Source organism: Nostoc sp. NMS9, assembly GCF_017114995.1.
Taxonomy (GTDB): Bacteria; Cyanobacteriota; Cyanobacteriia; order Cyanobacteriales; family Nostocaceae; genus Nostoc.
In genome coordinates, this window is sequence record NZ_JABXKL010000032.1 from 187,685 (window position 1) to 202,733 (window position 15,049).

Consider the following 15,049-nt stretch of genomic DNA (forward strand, 5'->3'; position numbering starts at 1 on the left):
ATACTTAATTTATATATAGGGTGAACCCAACTTTAGATCCTCAATTAATGGCAGAACGCATAGAATCCCTCAAGGCTGGAATAATTGGGGGTTTATCTGTGTGTTTTAGCTTCGTGATCGCTAGTCTGTTGAATACTTTAGTACTGGCAAAGTATTTTCAGATACTCGCAAGTCTGCAAAGCGATCTTAACTGGCACTTGTGGGTAAGTGGTGCAGTTGCAACTTTTACTGGTTTCCTATTTGGTGTCACCTACCGCTATATCATCCGCTCCGATCCAAATCCTCAACTCAAAGCTGGTGGCGTGTTAGCCTTTGGCTTGGTGCGCGGATTAACTCAGATAGAACTTGGGTGGAATTCTCACAGCACAATTTGGCCTTTTTTGGTGTTGGCTTTTGAAAGTGTGTTGTGGTTTGGAATAGCTGCGATCGCTCTTGATCTCGCTATTCAATTCCGTTGGGTTAAACCTTTTTCATCAATCTAAATTCCCTTTCTCTAAGTTGTGAAGTTGTAGTCTTACAGCTAGCTGTAGTTCAAATAAATCAAAAAGGCTGTAAGCATCACATTTTTGTAATATAATAAATACAATGTGCTTACATAATTAATTGTTTTAGGAGGCAGGAGGCTCAGTTGGAACCCACGTTTAAAAACGTGGGATTGATGCAAGGACTGCTTTGTATCTCGTGGCACTTTCGGCTCGATACAATTCTTCTTTTAAACTGGGCTTTATACCCTGCATAAGCGAATTTTCATTCATACTTCTTTCCTCCTGCCTCCTGCCCTCTGCCTTCTGCCTTTTATTCTAATTGCTCAAAAAAATGTATAAATAATTACTAATTTTCATTATCATTACTCTATTACATAATATGAATACTAAAATATCCCACTATTATCTGATAGTCGATTTGGAAGCTACGTGCTGTGACAGTGGGACTATTCCCCGTCACGAAATGGAAATCATTGAAATCGGTGCTGTGATGCTCAATCGAACAACGTGGGAAATTGATTCAGAGTTTCAGCAATTCATCCAACCTGTGAGACATCCGCAACTGACAGTTTTTTGCACCGAATTGACTAGCATTCGGCAGCAAGATGTTAACGAAGCGCCAAAATTTTTAGAGGCAATTTCTCGCTTCAAAGAATGGATTAGTTTATTTCCCAACTATATTTTTTGTTCTTGGGGTAATTACGACAAAAAGCAATTTATTCAAGATTGCGCGTTTCATAAATTCCCTTATCCTTTTACTTCAGAACACATAAATATCAAAGATGAATTTTCAAAATATCTTGGCGTATCTAAAAAATTTGGCATGGCACAGGCTCTCAATGAGTTGGGGATAGAATTAAAAGGTATACACCATCGTGGTATTGATGATGCTCACAACATTGCAGCTATTTACAGACAGATGAAAAACAAAAAACTAAGCTGAATAATAGAAAACTTGTAGTAGCATAGCCCAGCTAAAACAGTGGATACAATCTAGCTATTATGGTGTAAACAAGATGTTCACACGGTCATACGAAACACCCATAGCACAATAAAAATTAAGAGTTGGATTGATAATTATTCTTCTTGGTCAAAGAGATTTTTTGGTTACATAGTTTGAATTATAGGTTTAAAAAATAAAACTTTAGCTATATCTATTTTTGCTTGAATTAACTGACAACTAAGGTAATATATATAAATAATATTTGGCTTAGTGTAACTGCAAAATAACAGTCTACGATCGGGTTAGAAGCTAATAATATTGATTTTGAGGCTACAATTTATGATCGGATTTTGGCGAAAAAAAATAGTTTTTTTCTTCACAACAATTGTGTTGACAATTCTGCTAATTTCTCATGAACCAGTACCAATAGCTGAGGCACAAACTTCTACACCAACAGTTGCTAGACCGTTTGCCACCGTAGCTTATCCTAATAGATCATTAAGTGCTTCTCCCGCACAGCTACCACCATTGCCTTATGCTTATGGGGCACTAGGAAAAGCGATAGATGCTGAAACGATGAAATTGCATCACGACGCACATCATGCTAGCTACGTCAAGAACTTAAATGATGCATTGAAGCAGTATCCAGATTTGCAAAAAAGAAGTGTTGAAGGTTTACTAGTGAATTTGAACAGCGTACCTGAAGATATTCGGACAAAGGTACGTAATAACGCTGGTGGTCATCTCAACCACACGATTTTTTGGCAACTGATGAGTCCCCAAGGTGGAGGACAACCATCAGGAGCGATCGCTCAAGAAATTAACCAAACTTTTGGCAGTTTTGATGCCTTTAAACAACAGTTTAACGCAGCGGGCGCAGCTCGTTTCGGTAGTGGTTGGGTTTGGTTAGTACGCAATCCTCAAAAGCAACTCCAGATTGTCACCACAGCAAATCAGGATAACCCGATTATGGAAGGTTCATATCCGATTATGGGTAACGATCTATGGGAACACGCTTATTACCTGAAATATCGCAACCGTCGAGCTGAGTATTTGGATAATTGGTGGAATGTGGTGAATTGGCCGCAGATTAACAGGCGATACCTTTCTTTCTCTATGGGACGCTCCCCGAACTGAACGCTACGCAAAGGGCTGGTAAACTACCCTATTTTCATCAGGTTTTACATACTATGCACATTATCCAGTCTAAATAGGTAGGCGTAAATCTTTATCGTTGGGATAAGGCAGGAGGTCACTGAGCAAAATGGCACTAAGAAAAGCCGAAACACTTGCGGTTTAAGTAGTTTGCAATTGCTTGCTTAATTTTCACTCAAACACGAATACATCATCCCGAATGATGCCCCACGTCCGACCTATGCTAGTCAGTGCAAAGCGTTGACTGCTGCCAAAAAAGACTTTCCTGAACTAAAAAAGGTACAATCTCAAGTTTTGCAACAAACCCTAAAACGTCTTGAGGTTGCATTTGTGGCAATGTGGGAACGCAATCACGGCTTTCCCAGATAAATTCATTGGAATCCCCGAATTTCTAATTCGGGGAGTGTCAATCCTCCACTTTTCAAGAGACTTAAAAGCTGTAGTGCTTATTCCGCATAGTTTAGAGCTTTTCTTAGTGCCATTCGCCTCTGGCTGGAAATGCACATCATTGCGGCAGAACCGCAAATCTTGAGGCGGAGCCTCAACGACGGGCATTCCCAGTCTCCGACTGGAAACGAGACAATATCTAAAAGCTCATTTCTAGGATGACTTTCACATTAAGTTGACACCAATGCTTTTCTACGAGACGCTTTGCGTAGCTTGCTTCCACGTTCGCGTAGCGTCCCGTAGGGAAGTGGTACGGCAAGCTCAGGGCATCGTAGTGAACATCGTAGACATTGCTGGAAACTAGCGCTCTAACTTTTCGCTAAATCCCCTTATGTAACATAATTACGAATGACGGATTTTTAAAGATCGGTGTTTGTTACGGACTATCCATAGTAGAACAATTAGCAATACAAGCGCTTTGATCGTTGATGGCTCCATTACCTTTTTCACTTCGGTGGGGGTTTGAGGAGTAACATTACACGGAACTTCAATGATCTGTGTGTGATCGGAACCATTACCACTAGGAGTGAGATCGCATTCGCCTTTACTGGTCAGAGACAAAGGTGCATTTTCTGGAGAAACAGGTGTAGGTGGTTGAGCTGGAGAAACAGGTGGTTGAGCTGAAGAAACAGATGGTTGAGCTGAAGAACTATCGCCACTCAGTAGTAGAAGCAGAATTAAACCAAGACCCCCAACGCCGATTATTGGCCAAAGTGGAAAGGAATTAGAACTGTCTGGTACCAAGACATCTCCCGTAGAGCCAGGGAAAGCATCAAAAGCTATTGTTTCTCCATCCAAGGCTAGTGGATTGTCACTCAGCAAAGTATCTCCCGCGATATCTTCTCCTAATATCTGATTAAATTCCGCTGGAATCGCATTGTTGGGGCGTCCGAGTTCCCCACCTTCTTCGGAGTATGGAAAGGATAGTACTTCAAAAATCTTCTGTTGGAGTTGGTTCTGATCTCCAGAACTCAACGCATCCAAGCCTGTAGAGATTTTATCTAAATAAAAATTTGTCATCTCTGGCGATAGACCTAGAGACTGAATCTGCTCTTGAATGTTAGAAATTTTTGAGGCTTCTTCAAACAGCAATCGTCCGTATGACAATTTTAGGTCTAGTAATCCATTACGAAGGCTAACAGAGTCATTGACTCCTGAATATGGCGCCCAGTAAAACTGTTTGGTTACAAGTCCAAGTCCTTCTACTGGATTGCGACCAAAAGGTTGTCCAAGAAGATATTGAGATCCATCCATGATTGCGGGAGATGCGTTTCTCCAAAATGAAGCGTAAGGCACCGCAGAGAGATTAGGATTATTGCCGTAGAAGCTAGCGAAATTCTGGAAGTTTTTCTCCCCACCGGCTGCTCGGATCAGAAGGTTTTGATAACTAGTCCCATTGTTTAACTCCACTAATCGTTGGATTACCGATCCAGTCTTATTGCAGGTCAGACCAAATCCCACATCACATCCAGGAATGACTCGCATCTTGCTCAAATTCTGGTTATTAATTTGGTACTGGAGATACTCAGACTCCAGTCCTTGTTGGATGCCATAGCGTCCAACATTTAGCTGTGCAAAAGCAGACTGACACGTAGTGAGTACTACTGCAACAGATGAAAATGCGATCGCTGCAAAGCGAACTACCTTCGGCATCGCAATTCTTTGAACAATTGATTTAGACAAGATGCACCTCCACTAAACGACAGCAATTTAATTGGGCATGGGGCATTGGGGATTGGGCATTGAGAAGAGACAAGGTAGACAAGGAAGAGGGGGGAGACAAGGGAGAGGCTTGTTCAATAATTCCCCCTTGTCCCCTTGTCTCCCCATTCCCCAGTCCCCATTCCCCAATTCAACTCTTAGGTAAATAAATGTTGATCGTGATTCCCGTTCCTTTAAGGTTTCCTGATGAGAGTGTGTGATATAAAACCATCGCCCGGTTTGGTTGGTCAAAAAGATACCCACGACGTGTAGGTTTGATCTTCCCTTCCTTGACTAAGGAAACGAAGGCTTGTAGATATCTACGTATACCTTGACGGTTCTCTTTGGTAGTATTCGTATGATGCTCAATCAGCATCATAAAGAAGTCCAAGCTACGATTTTCCTGCCCTTGAATCAGACTGCCCTCATCTAGGAAAGAACTTGCTATAAGCCTGCTATTAACTTGTTTGACCTTAAATAAAGTAAAGTAACGTCCTTCTTTTTTAGGATCGTTCGCATAACAGACCCAGGAACCCTCTTTATTTTGTGTAAAACCCTGTTCAGCAAGGTAAGAAAGCAAAGAATTACTTGCTTTAGTTTGTGGTGGAGGTAATAAATCTTCAATGGGATCTAAAGAGCAAATCCTCTGTGTTGTTTTCCGTGGATAAACAGCAGGAGTCTGCTGGGTATTGACGCGAAAGGGCTTGTCATCAGACATTGCCATGCTAGACATTGCAGCCAACGCAGATACTTGGAGAACGATCGCTCCAAACAAACGAACTATGATATTCATGTTTTTCCTGTTACTCTTACTGACTTTGTGAATAATCGAATTTTCACTAGATCGAGATTGATCTAGCAGTCCTAAATTATTTGTTAAATTTAAGTGTTTGCCTGATTTGATCGAGGGTAGCTTAAGTTTTCACTAATCAAATAGGACTTTTATATATAGGTAACTAAGCACAAAGAGAATCAATATCTAAATAAAACACACAATGTTAATGTCTTCTTGACAAGACAAATTCGGCTTTTTGATATTTTTACATATACAAAAAACTATTGACATTGTGTCAAAACTTTTCTATTTCCTCTTGTCTAATTTTTTGCCATCCTAAGAGGGTTGTATGCCTTTCTCGCTGGCTATGATGATTCCTAAAAAAGAGCTTTAGTTAGCTCTTTAGTACCTTATATAAGCAGAGTTTCAAAAGCTCTGTGCTTTGCACATTAGGGCTTTTGTTGATTTCCTGGATAGGTTGAATAATTTTTTGTTTTTTGGAGGTAGCACACCTAACTAGCTGTTTCAGCATGGTTACAAATTGATGTATAAAATAATATCTCCCTGACAGTAAGATAATATTACCATGAGCTTGATACATGCAACAGTATTGTGGACAGTTGTCAAAGTTGTACACTGGGAATCGTAACTACCTCTTCATTAAATTTCATAGCAAATAGGTGAGAGGCAAGCTTAATCTATTTACACACTATTAGTATTTAAGAACTTAATACTATTGTTAGTAAAGCACTAATGGTATGTCTTAAATATAACTTTAATTGAAATAAAACACGTATAACTAATAGATTGCGATCGCTAACCCAAGTTTTTAATTATCCTGTCAGACGATGTCTATAATGGGCTACGCCTATGCCCCAAACAAAGTTAAGTTAGATTACAAGTATAAAATTTGCGATTTAGCATGCTGTTACTATTGTTGCCACAGACCTTATAAGCCTGTAAGACAGAGATTTACGACTTCTCTAATACCAATTCAAAAAATATTTGCGACAGATAGGGCATCCAAAATAAAATCATAGCCTCAACATTATCAACCTGAATAATGTTGAGGCTATCAGCATGACAAGCGACAAATTCTGTCAAGAATTGTTGATAAACAGAACTTACGCATTGACAGGTAAGACAAAAAGTGCGTAAGTTCTAAATTAGTTAATTCAATTTAATTTATTACAAAGCACTGCGGCTAGTTAACGCATTCCACAAGAAGACTGCAACAATTGCACCCAGAACTGCCACTGCAATACCCGGAATACTCAAAGAGGGAGCCGCTAGAGCAAAGCTTCCTGTACTGAAGAATACACCCAAACTACCACCAATAAAAGCACCAACGATTCCTAATAAAATTGTTGCTAAAATTCCGCCGCCTTGATGACCGGGGTAGATAGCCTTTGCGATCGCACCAGCAATTAGACCTAAAACAATCCAAGCAAGAATATTCATTGTTTTTATTTGATAAACATTTTTTAGTGACAAATACACAATAGCAATCCAAATATTGACATTCAATCTACCAACAGAAGCAATGATCAATAGCCTTGAGGATGAACGCTATTACTTCTCGTGATGAACTCCCTTTATTGAGATGGATAATAAAAAAAGCTCCTAGTAGGTCTGAAACCAGGAGCTAATAAATTCATTGCTTGATAATTGCAGTACATGCATTTTTAATAATTGTTCTCATCTACTTGAAGAATTAAGCTCAGGTTTGAAAGCAGATACTTTTGTAGGTTCGCACTTAAGTTTACTCAACTTGTAGAATTCTGGTGCTGTAAGAGGTTTGCGCTTAGGGATTGGCGTAGCATTTGTCGTAAAGGGCAATTACCTGTACTTGCATTAATGTTAAACAATAAAACCAACTGCTTTACCAATTTATCGTTCTTGCATTTCTTGCTGACGCATGGGCATAGCGTCAATTTGCTCAAAAATTGCTGTCGCTTGCACTGGTGTCGTTTCTTGGCGCTTAACACCACCATCTTTGCCGATCAAGATGACGCGAAAATTTTCTTTATCAACCCCAAAGCGATTTCGCAAATTGGCAGCAGAAGACTCATCTATTAACTGTCCGTTGGCATAGCTTTTATCTGTTGCCAAAACTTGAACGAGAACTAAATCTCGGTCTTTAAAATCGTTTTGGTGCTGGTTAAATACCTGCATCTGTTGCTGATAGCGATGATTATCAACAGATGGTGCAAAGATTAGTAGCACACGGTTTTGCCATTTTTGGGAACTGAGGTTAAATGAAGACATTTTGATAGTATGGGTTGAACCTTGGACAGTACCAGCAATGATAACGGGCGATAGGGCTATAGATGCGGTGATCGTCAGGGCGATTAATACTGAGTTATTCACTTTGGGGCTTGTTAGGCTCATAATATAGACTATGACATGAACGAGGTTTGATGAAATGTCAGAAGCTTTTCCAGACTCTTCTCAACTGCAACAGTGGCATGAAGGTATTGAAATGGCTAACCACAATAACATTTTCTGTCATTGTCGTAGTTGTAGCTATGAATGGGTGGACTCTGTGATTAATGCAGTCTGTAGTAAATGCGGCAGCAAAGATATTGAACATATCTCGTGCTGGCAGTTTCCAGATGATTGAATGAGATCCAGATATGTAGCTGATAAAATAGCGATCGCTACTTTTGACATTTCCTCTGAGAATTCTGGGTGATTACTTTGTTAAGCTGCGGTAATATCTGCTTGTGCATCTAAAGCGGAATTTGAAAAAATACTCCAGTACTCAGAGGGATCAACGGTTAACAGTACTCATGTCAGGATAGCGTTCACCTGCTGCGACATTTTTTGGTGCAACTGTTTCCAGTCGATTCAAATCTTGTTTAGTCAGGATAATTTCGGTAGCTGCAATATTCTCCTCCAAGTAAGTACGGCGTTTTGTACCAGGTATTGGGACAATATCTTCTCCTTGAGCGAATAGCCATGCTAAAGCAAGCTGACTAGAAGTTACTCCTTTTTCGCTAGCGATCGCTTTGACTTGCTCTACTAATTGCAAGTTTTTATAAAAATTCTCACCTTGAAAGCGAGGAGAATTTCTTCGATAGTCATCAGGTGCAAGATCGTCAGGGCTAGCGATCGCACCTGATAAAAATCCTCTTCCTAATGGGCTATAGGGAACAAACCCAATTCCTAATTCCCGCACAGTAGGTAAAATTTCATCCTCTGGCTCTCGACTCCAAAGAGAGTATTCTGTTTGCAGTGCGGTAATCGGGTGAACTGCTACAGCCCGTCGAATTGTCGCCGGAGCAGCTTCCGAAAGCCCCAAATAACGCACTTTTCCCAGCTTTACTAACTCTGCCATTGCCCCGACAGTATCTTCAATGGGGACAGTTGGATCTACGCGATGTTGATAATAGAGGTCAATCACTTCCACTCCCAGACGTTTTAGCGAGGCATCACAAGCTTGATGTACATATTCTGGTCTGCCATTAACCCCTTTAAAACCACCATCTTCAGTACGGACATTGCCAAATTTAGTTGCTAAAACTACTCGATCTCGGCGATCTTTAATTGCTCTGCCTACTAGTTGCTCGTTGGTAAAGGGCCCATACATATCAGCAGTATCAAGAAAATTCACTCCAAGTTCTAATGCTCGATGAATTGTCGCGATCGCTTCAATTTCATCACGACCACTATAGAACTCAGACATTCCCATACAACCAAGTCCGATAGTTGAAACTTCTAACCCTTGTTTGCCTAGCTTTCTGGTTCTCATAAAATAATTTCCTACTCAGTAATTGGTCTTAGAATATTACCCCTTTCAGCATTATCCCTTTCCCTTCCACCAAGTCATCTATTATTAGAAGTATTTACTGATATACAGCAGAATTGAGAGTTCAGAATGGGCTACGCCTTGCTGCGCTAACAGGAGTAAAACACGCTTTATTCTTGGGTAACAGACGAATCGTTGTGTACCTCACCAACTTGAAATCTGCTGTAAATACATTTTTACTATGTGTTTTCTAGTGAATTACTAGCCAGTTGTAGCGTTCGCGCAGCGTCTCGTAGAGAAGCGATGACCAAGCGCTGTGAATTGGCTGCTGAGTTATTTTACAGCGTTGGGTCAACAACTGGCGATTTGTCGTTGTTCTGTTCTGTTGATATCTCATTTAAACTGCAAAATACAGAGTTGTAATGCCAAATTGCCAGAACCTTTGAATATGGTATCGTCACTTCAACTTGTTCTTAGAGGAGAAGTGGATAGAGTTGATGGCAGTTTGGTCAAATACCTCCACCAATTCAAGAGATAACTTTTAGCGAAAGTTCGTTAAGCACGCACAATAATGGTCGGTTGTTACATACACCAGTCTGATTGTTATTCGTCAGAATGTAATGGTGCAATGTATTGCACTCTTACAAAAGCTAAATTTAGAGGTAAACTATGTTTCCTTTTTGGGGTAATCCATGTTATGGAAGCGAACCCATTTCGCACAAAGCTAGCTTAGAGCGGAAATTAAAATTCTTGATTTGGCTGCGAGATGATTTAGAGTCCAGACTGGCTGGTATTAATGCTTCTATTGATACCATTCGTCAGCAAATAGAACGTTCAAACTCATCTACTTAGAACTTAGCTGATACAGCAATTCATCTCATCGCCTCCTTATTGGCTAGGTGATGAGATGAATTGCAACTGAGTTGACGACTATTAAGGTGATTTCTGATGAAAAAAATACCTATGTTGACGAGTTTCGACACTTCGACTACGGCTCCATCGAGCAAAGTCGAAGTAGTCGAAACCAAGAGCTATGGTAAATTTCTTATTAGAATTCACCTAACCAGTCAACTTAATAACACCTTGGCTCACTAGAGATTCAAGCTGAGAATGATGCTGTGTTTGGTCTCGTAGCAACTTGAGTTGCTCGTAACTGAGAATGTGTAATCCTGGCCGGACAACATAACCTTCAATGGTAATGCTTTGTGGCTGCTGGCTGTCGGTGCGGTTGTAGTTAATTGAAGGCATATTTACAAAGGGCAAGTCAGAACTGATTAGTAGAAGAGAGTTTGATTCTTCACTCTCTTACAGCTTCACACAAGTTTCTCTTAAAGGGTGACTAAGGGTTGCGTTTGGCTTCCTGTATTGAAAGAAACTATGGAAGTTATCGCCAAAAATATATAAAAAACTTTAGTTAATTAATCAGTCCGTTATAACTAATAATTGATTGCTGACTTGATTAGAAGGGGTTTCCTTTTTCTTTTCTTTGTCGTTGCAATGCTTCTTCGTACCACTCTAATTCATCCAAAAATTGACTGACTCTTTTGGTTAAAGCAGCTTCCTGTGAAACACCTGCTTTATTCAGTGAGTCTCCAATTTTAGAAATAGCAAAAATGCTGGAAATAGTGGGCATTCCCATCTCTGACAGAAAAGCGCGTAACTGGATGGCTGCCCGCACTCCTCCAAAGCTACCAGCCGAGTAGCAAACAATACCAGCAGGACGGAAAAAATATTCTTCTAGATAGTGATCCATTAGATTGCTCAATCCTGGTTGAATCGAATGGTTGTACTCTCCTGCAACAATTACAAAACCGTCTGCGGTTCGGATATGCTCTGCCAGCTCTTCCATCTTTGCAGGAGCCTGACCTTTGCCATATTCTTTATACATCCGATCTAAGATGGCAAAGTCATACTCCTTTGCATCCGCAAAAATCACCTGATGGTTTCTTTGGTTAAGCTGGTCAATCATGAATCTAGCAGCTTTGATGCCTTGGCGATCGCTCCTGTAGGAACCATAGAAGACTATTGTTTTGAATTTCACGATCAATGATTTTTAACAACTAAATAGTTTTCAGCCTAGCGATACCACCAGCAACTAATCACACACCACAGATTCGCACCCGCCTCCAATTCTTTTAGCCTTGAGCAGCACCAGTTTTTACAACCTTTTGCAATTTTTGGGGAATGTCTTGTGTGGTGATATCAATGACTGGTGTATATACATCATTATTATCGGTGATTGATACCCAATCAGCGAACAGTGAAAAGTTTACAGTCAACACAAAGTCTCAAACTCCGACTCTCCACTTATAACTGATAACTGATTTACCCACTGTCCCAAAATTAACTCACGACGATCCTGTGGGTCAACAAACCGATAGACACACTTCCTTCCGGTTTTCCTTCGATCCAACCCAAAAAGTCCAGCTTCAAATCGACTTTTCTCAATAATTTTTGTGCGATGCCTACAACGGGCTAAGCTTACGCTTTAGCTATTTTACTGTCAAGTCAATCTCTGTGATTAATAGGCGTGAGCTTTGTCAGGCCATATAGCGCTTCTCGTTTGTATGCAATAGATTTTGACCTCTCTCCTAAAAGGAGAGAGGCTTTGAGGCTTACTCCCCTTCCCTGCAAGGGAAGGGGCTGGCGGTTAGGTCGGTATTTTACGCAGTTGAGAACCGCTATAATCTACACCGCTAACAGCCAATCTAGACACCACAGACATACACCTTCAAAGTTAACCTAGACCAGACCTGCCACAGACCTAGGACTCATTTGCAGTAAGGCTCACCATCAAAAATTGGGATATTTTACAAAAATATTTTTCAACGGTGATTTAAGTACAACATTTGGGAACAATTTATGGAACTCAGATTTTTGTGGGTACTTAGGTGATTTCTAAGTATCTACAAAAAGAAGATAAACCTGTTTAAAACGCAGCCTGAGTTTCCCCAAAAGAGAATAAATCACCAAACTTGCAATATCTATAAAAATGCTTAATTCTGAAATTAAAAAAGACCTTCGCCATAATTTTACTGTCAATGTTATTGAAAGTGGATTTTTTGGTTTTGGGAGTGGTTTTGCTTCATTTTTCACGATTCTTCCGCTATTTGTTAGTACTCTTACTGATTCTGCATTACTCATCGGTCTGATCCCAGCTATTCCACGCTTAGGCTGGCAACTACCTCAGCTATTAACAGCTAATAAAGTAGCTCGTCTACAGTGTTACAAACCAACTGTAATGTCGTCGACAATTCATCAGAAGCTTCCTTTTTTGGGATTAGCACTAGTGGCTCTATTACAACTACAACTCAATCACCAAACTATTTTACTGTTGACATTTGCCATACTCATTTGGCAAGGACTAGGTAGCGGGTTTAGCGCTACTGCTTGGCAAAGTATGGTTGCTAAAATTGTTCCCTCCAGAAAGCTTGGTATTTTTTACGGTACTTTAGCAGCATCTGGTAATCTAATGAGTATTTGTGGTGCTGCGATCGCTGGTTTACTGCTTAAAGAAATTGCTCAACCATTTAACTTTGCTCTGTGTTTTTTGTGTGCCAGTTTGGCAATGGCTCTATCTTGGTTTTTTATGTCTAGGACGCGAGAGCCAGTAAGCATCACATCATCAGCCTTTGAAACTAGACGTGAATTTTGGGACAGTCTGATTGTGATTCTCCGCTGTGATGAGAATTTCCGTTGCTTTGTGACTGCACGTATGATCTCACAGTTAGGACTGATGCCACTTCCTTTCTATACACTCTATGCAGTACATCAATATGGAATGGGAGAAGCATCTGTTGGGTTAATTACGACTCTATTGATGGTTACACAAACTATTGCTGGATTGGTTTTGGGTTGGTTTGGCGATCGCACAGGTTACAAGTTGATTTTACAAATTGGTTGTGTCGCCTGTGCGTTCAGTTCGGTTTTAGCTTGTTTGGCATCAAATGCCAACTGGTTTTACTTGGTATTTATAGGAGAGGGAATAGGTATGATAGCTCTGCAAAATATTGCTGCGGTAATGACCTTAGAGTTTGGCAACCAACACCAACGACCAGCCTATATTGGTCTTGGTAATACCCTTATTGCCCCTGCTAGTATCCTTGCTCCCCTACTAGGTGGATGGATAGTGGAGAATATTGACTATAGAACTACCTTCTTGGTAGCAGCTATCGGTGCATTATTTACAGCACTGCTTTTGCACGTAGGAGTAAGCGATCCACGCTATCTTGAACAAGATTTTAGTAACGATTCAGTTAATGTTTTGCCTGAGTAGTAAGCATTTGATATTAATTTGTAATCCCTAATGTGAATGCGCTAGGTTGCTGTAGGCTCATGTACCTGTCACTAACACACCCCTACCGAAGAGTTGTTAATTAATAAAAAGCAGGAGGCAGAGGGAATATTTTTTATTAATAGTTATTTTTGCCAATCTACATTGTTTACCAACTAACCCAGCATTTTTTTACCCCCATAAGACTGTCTAAATCATTCTTGGGAGTGAAAGATGGATGATTCTAACTATGGTATGAAGCTAAAAGCAGTTAACAAAGCATTGCAAGGTTTAGGCTCATGATATTCATGCCTCATAATTTTCTACTTGTATGGCTGTTTCAACTGCTGTCCGTTGGGGTACTTGGCGGGGGGATCTACATTCTCTATGAGTGGTATGAACGAGAACTTGTAGGAACGCCCTACTTAGTAGCTGGATTAGTAATGTTTCTGTGGTCTTTTGGCGGTCGTTTTATCAGTTTGCCATTGCTGCGCCGTCCTGGAGCCGAGGAACCCAAGTTTATGCGTAGCAAAACCGTGCAGCGCTTGCCACGTCCAGATGGGAGCGTGTTGCAGGTAGAGTTTTTTGGCCCTGAAGATGGTCAACCAATTATCTTGTCACACGGTTGGGGGCCAAACAGTACTGTATGGTATTATGCCAAACGACAACTAAGCGATCGCTTCCGAGTAATTGTTTGGGATCTACCAGGGTTAGGAAAATCTGCTAAACCGAAAAACAACGATCACTCTATAGAAAAATATGCCCGTGACTTGGAAGCTGTTGTCGCCATAGCAGGGAATAAACCTGTTATCTTGTTGGGACACAGCATGGGCGGCATGATTAACCTGACATTCTGTCGCCTGTTTCCAGAGCAATTGGGGAGTCGAGTGGCTGGCTTAATTCTTGTAGATACTACTTACACCAATCCGGTAAAAACTTGTATCTTTAGCAATCTGGTACGTAAATTGCAGAAACCCCTACTCGAACCTGTGTTGTACCTGACTATCGTGCTGTGGCCGATTTTTTGGTTGATGACTTGGCTCTCGTATTTGAATGGTTCGCTGTACATCACCGTCGAACTATCTGGATTTACAGGTACTGAAACACGGGGTCAACTAAGTTTTGCAGGTCTATTATCAGCATTGGGTTCGCCTGGTGTTCTGGCTCGTGGCACACTGGCAATGTTCAACTTTGACGAAACAGACACACTTGTAACTATTAATGTTCCTGTGTTGGTTGTTTGCGGCGGTTCAGATATAGCGACAAAACCTGTGGCGAGCGATCGCATGAAAGCAGAATTACCTTACTCTGAAAGAGTCACCCTAAAACCAGGTGGACACATGGCATTGATGGAACAAAACCAGCAGTTTTCTGAGGTTGTCAGGAGCTTTTCTGCTAGCTGCTTATAGCTGGGTCATCCTTTGCTTGTTCACGAACCTTGTTATATCATTTCCAAAAAAAATTTGCAACAAATGAAATCGCCTGTTGGGGCGTACAGCTAACTGTACGCCCCCACTAG

The 15,049-nt window shown here is 40.7% G+C and carries 16 protein-coding genes; 7 read left to right on the forward strand and 9 right to left on the reverse strand.

Features of this window, described 5'->3' with window-relative positions; translation table 11 throughout:
• Positions 1–47: 47 nt before the first annotated feature.
• The 3 genes from HWQ40_RS11555 to HWQ40_RS11565 all read left to right on the forward strand — a co-directional run bounded on the left by HWQ40_RS11555 (position 48) and on the right by HWQ40_RS11565 (position 2,565).
• Entirely contained in the window at positions 48–482 is a 435-nt protein-coding gene (locus HWQ40_RS11555) for a hypothetical protein (protein WP_292778027.1), read from the forward strand.
• A 382-nt stretch (positions 483–864) separates the two neighbouring features.
• The gene (locus tag HWQ40_RS11560; protein WP_292777815.1) at positions 865–1,428 is read left to right on the forward strand and encodes a 3'-5' exonuclease; all 564 of its coding nucleotides are present in this window, start codon (positions 865–867) and stop codon (positions 1,426–1,428) included.
• A gap of 339 nt (positions 1,429–1,767) precedes the next feature.
• Positions 1,768–2,565 carry a superoxide dismutase gene (locus HWQ40_RS11565; protein ID WP_292777817.1) on the forward strand — a complete coding sequence of 266 codons (798 nt, stop codon included), beginning with the start codon at positions 1,768–1,770 and terminating at the stop codon, positions 2,563–2,565.
• 807 nt (positions 2,566–3,372) lie between these two features.
• On the opposite strand, the gene HWQ40_RS11570 is transcribed toward HWQ40_RS11565, so the two are convergent.
• The 4 genes from HWQ40_RS11570 to HWQ40_RS11585 all read right to left on the reverse strand — a co-directional run bounded on the left by HWQ40_RS11570 (position 3,373) and on the right by HWQ40_RS11585 (position 7,897).
• Positions 3,373–4,713 (reverse strand): hypothetical protein, encoded by a 1,341-nt coding sequence (locus tag HWQ40_RS11570; RefSeq protein ID WP_292777819.1) that lies wholly within the window; start codon positions 4,711–4,713, stop codon positions 3,373–3,375.
• 169 nt (positions 4,714–4,882) lie between these two features.
• Positions 4,883–5,524 carry a hypothetical protein gene (locus HWQ40_RS11575; protein ID WP_292777821.1) on the reverse strand — a complete coding sequence of 214 codons (642 nt, stop codon included), beginning with the start codon at positions 5,522–5,524 and terminating at the stop codon, positions 4,883–4,885.
• 1,170 nt (positions 5,525–6,694) lie between these two features.
• Positions 6,695–6,967 (reverse strand): GlsB/YeaQ/YmgE family stress response membrane protein, encoded by a 273-nt coding sequence (locus HWQ40_RS11580; protein ID WP_104909288.1) that lies wholly within the window; start codon positions 6,965–6,967, stop codon positions 6,695–6,697.
• A gap of 429 nt (positions 6,968–7,396) precedes the next feature.
• Complete coding sequence (locus tag HWQ40_RS11585; RefSeq protein WP_292777824.1) at positions 7,397–7,897, reverse strand: DUF4174 domain-containing protein; 501 nt, start codon at positions 7,895–7,897, stop codon at positions 7,397–7,399.
• Between the two features lie 34 nt (positions 7,898–7,931).
• On the opposite strand from HWQ40_RS11585, the gene HWQ40_RS11590 reads away from it, so the two are divergent.
• Positions 7,932–8,129: a hypothetical protein gene (locus tag HWQ40_RS11590; protein WP_292777826.1), complete on the forward strand. Its 198-nt coding sequence runs from the start codon at positions 7,932–7,934 to the stop codon at positions 8,127–8,129.
• Between the two features lie 150 nt (positions 8,130–8,279).
• Here HWQ40_RS11590 and HWQ40_RS11595 read toward each other — a convergent pair whose 3' ends face one another.
• Positions 8,280–9,260 (reverse strand): aldo/keto reductase, encoded by a 981-nt coding sequence (locus HWQ40_RS11595; RefSeq protein ID WP_292777829.1) that lies wholly within the window; start codon positions 9,258–9,260, stop codon positions 8,280–8,282.
• A 247-nt stretch (positions 9,261–9,507) separates the two neighbouring features.
• Entirely contained in the window at positions 9,508–9,654 is a 147-nt protein-coding gene (locus HWQ40_RS11600) for a hypothetical protein (protein ID WP_292777831.1), read from the reverse strand.
• 272 nt (positions 9,655–9,926) lie between these two features.
• Between HWQ40_RS11600 and HWQ40_RS11605 the strand changes: the two genes are divergently transcribed.
• The gene (locus HWQ40_RS11605; RefSeq protein WP_292777833.1) at positions 9,927–10,109 is read left to right on the forward strand and encodes a hypothetical protein; all 183 of its coding nucleotides are present in this window, start codon (positions 9,927–9,929) and stop codon (positions 10,107–10,109) included.
• 207 nt (positions 10,110–10,316) lie between these two features.
• On the opposite strand, the gene HWQ40_RS11610 is transcribed toward HWQ40_RS11605, so the two are convergent.
• The 3 genes from HWQ40_RS11610 to HWQ40_RS11620 form a co-directional block, all read right to left on the reverse strand.
• A complete protein-coding gene (locus HWQ40_RS11610) occupies positions 10,317–10,505 on the reverse strand; it encodes a hypothetical protein (RefSeq protein ID WP_292777835.1) in 189 nt (62 codons plus the stop codon).
• 211 nt (positions 10,506–10,716) lie between these two features.
• Positions 10,717–11,298, reverse strand: a complete 582-nt coding sequence (locus HWQ40_RS11615) for an NADPH-dependent FMN reductase (protein ID WP_292777837.1) — start codon at positions 11,296–11,298, stop codon at positions 10,717–10,719.
• A 94-nt stretch (positions 11,299–11,392) separates the two neighbouring features.
• Positions 11,393–11,539 carry a hypothetical protein gene (locus tag HWQ40_RS11620; protein WP_292777839.1) on the reverse strand — a complete coding sequence of 49 codons (147 nt, stop codon included), beginning with the start codon at positions 11,537–11,539 and terminating at the stop codon, positions 11,393–11,395.
• A 710-nt stretch (positions 11,540–12,249) separates the two neighbouring features.
• Between HWQ40_RS11620 and HWQ40_RS11625 the strand changes: the two genes are divergently transcribed.
• Both HWQ40_RS11625 and HWQ40_RS11630 read left to right on the forward strand, forming a co-directional pair.
• Positions 12,250–13,533, forward strand: coding sequence for an MFS transporter (locus HWQ40_RS11625; RefSeq protein ID WP_292777841.1), 1,284 nt, complete (start codon positions 12,250–12,252; stop codon positions 13,531–13,533).
• A 305-nt stretch (positions 13,534–13,838) separates the two neighbouring features.
• On the forward strand, positions 13,839–14,939 hold the full coding sequence (locus tag HWQ40_RS11630; RefSeq protein ID WP_292777843.1) for an alpha/beta hydrolase: 1,101 nt from the start codon (positions 13,839–13,841) through the stop codon (positions 14,937–14,939).
• Positions 14,940–15,049: the final 110 nt, after the last annotated feature.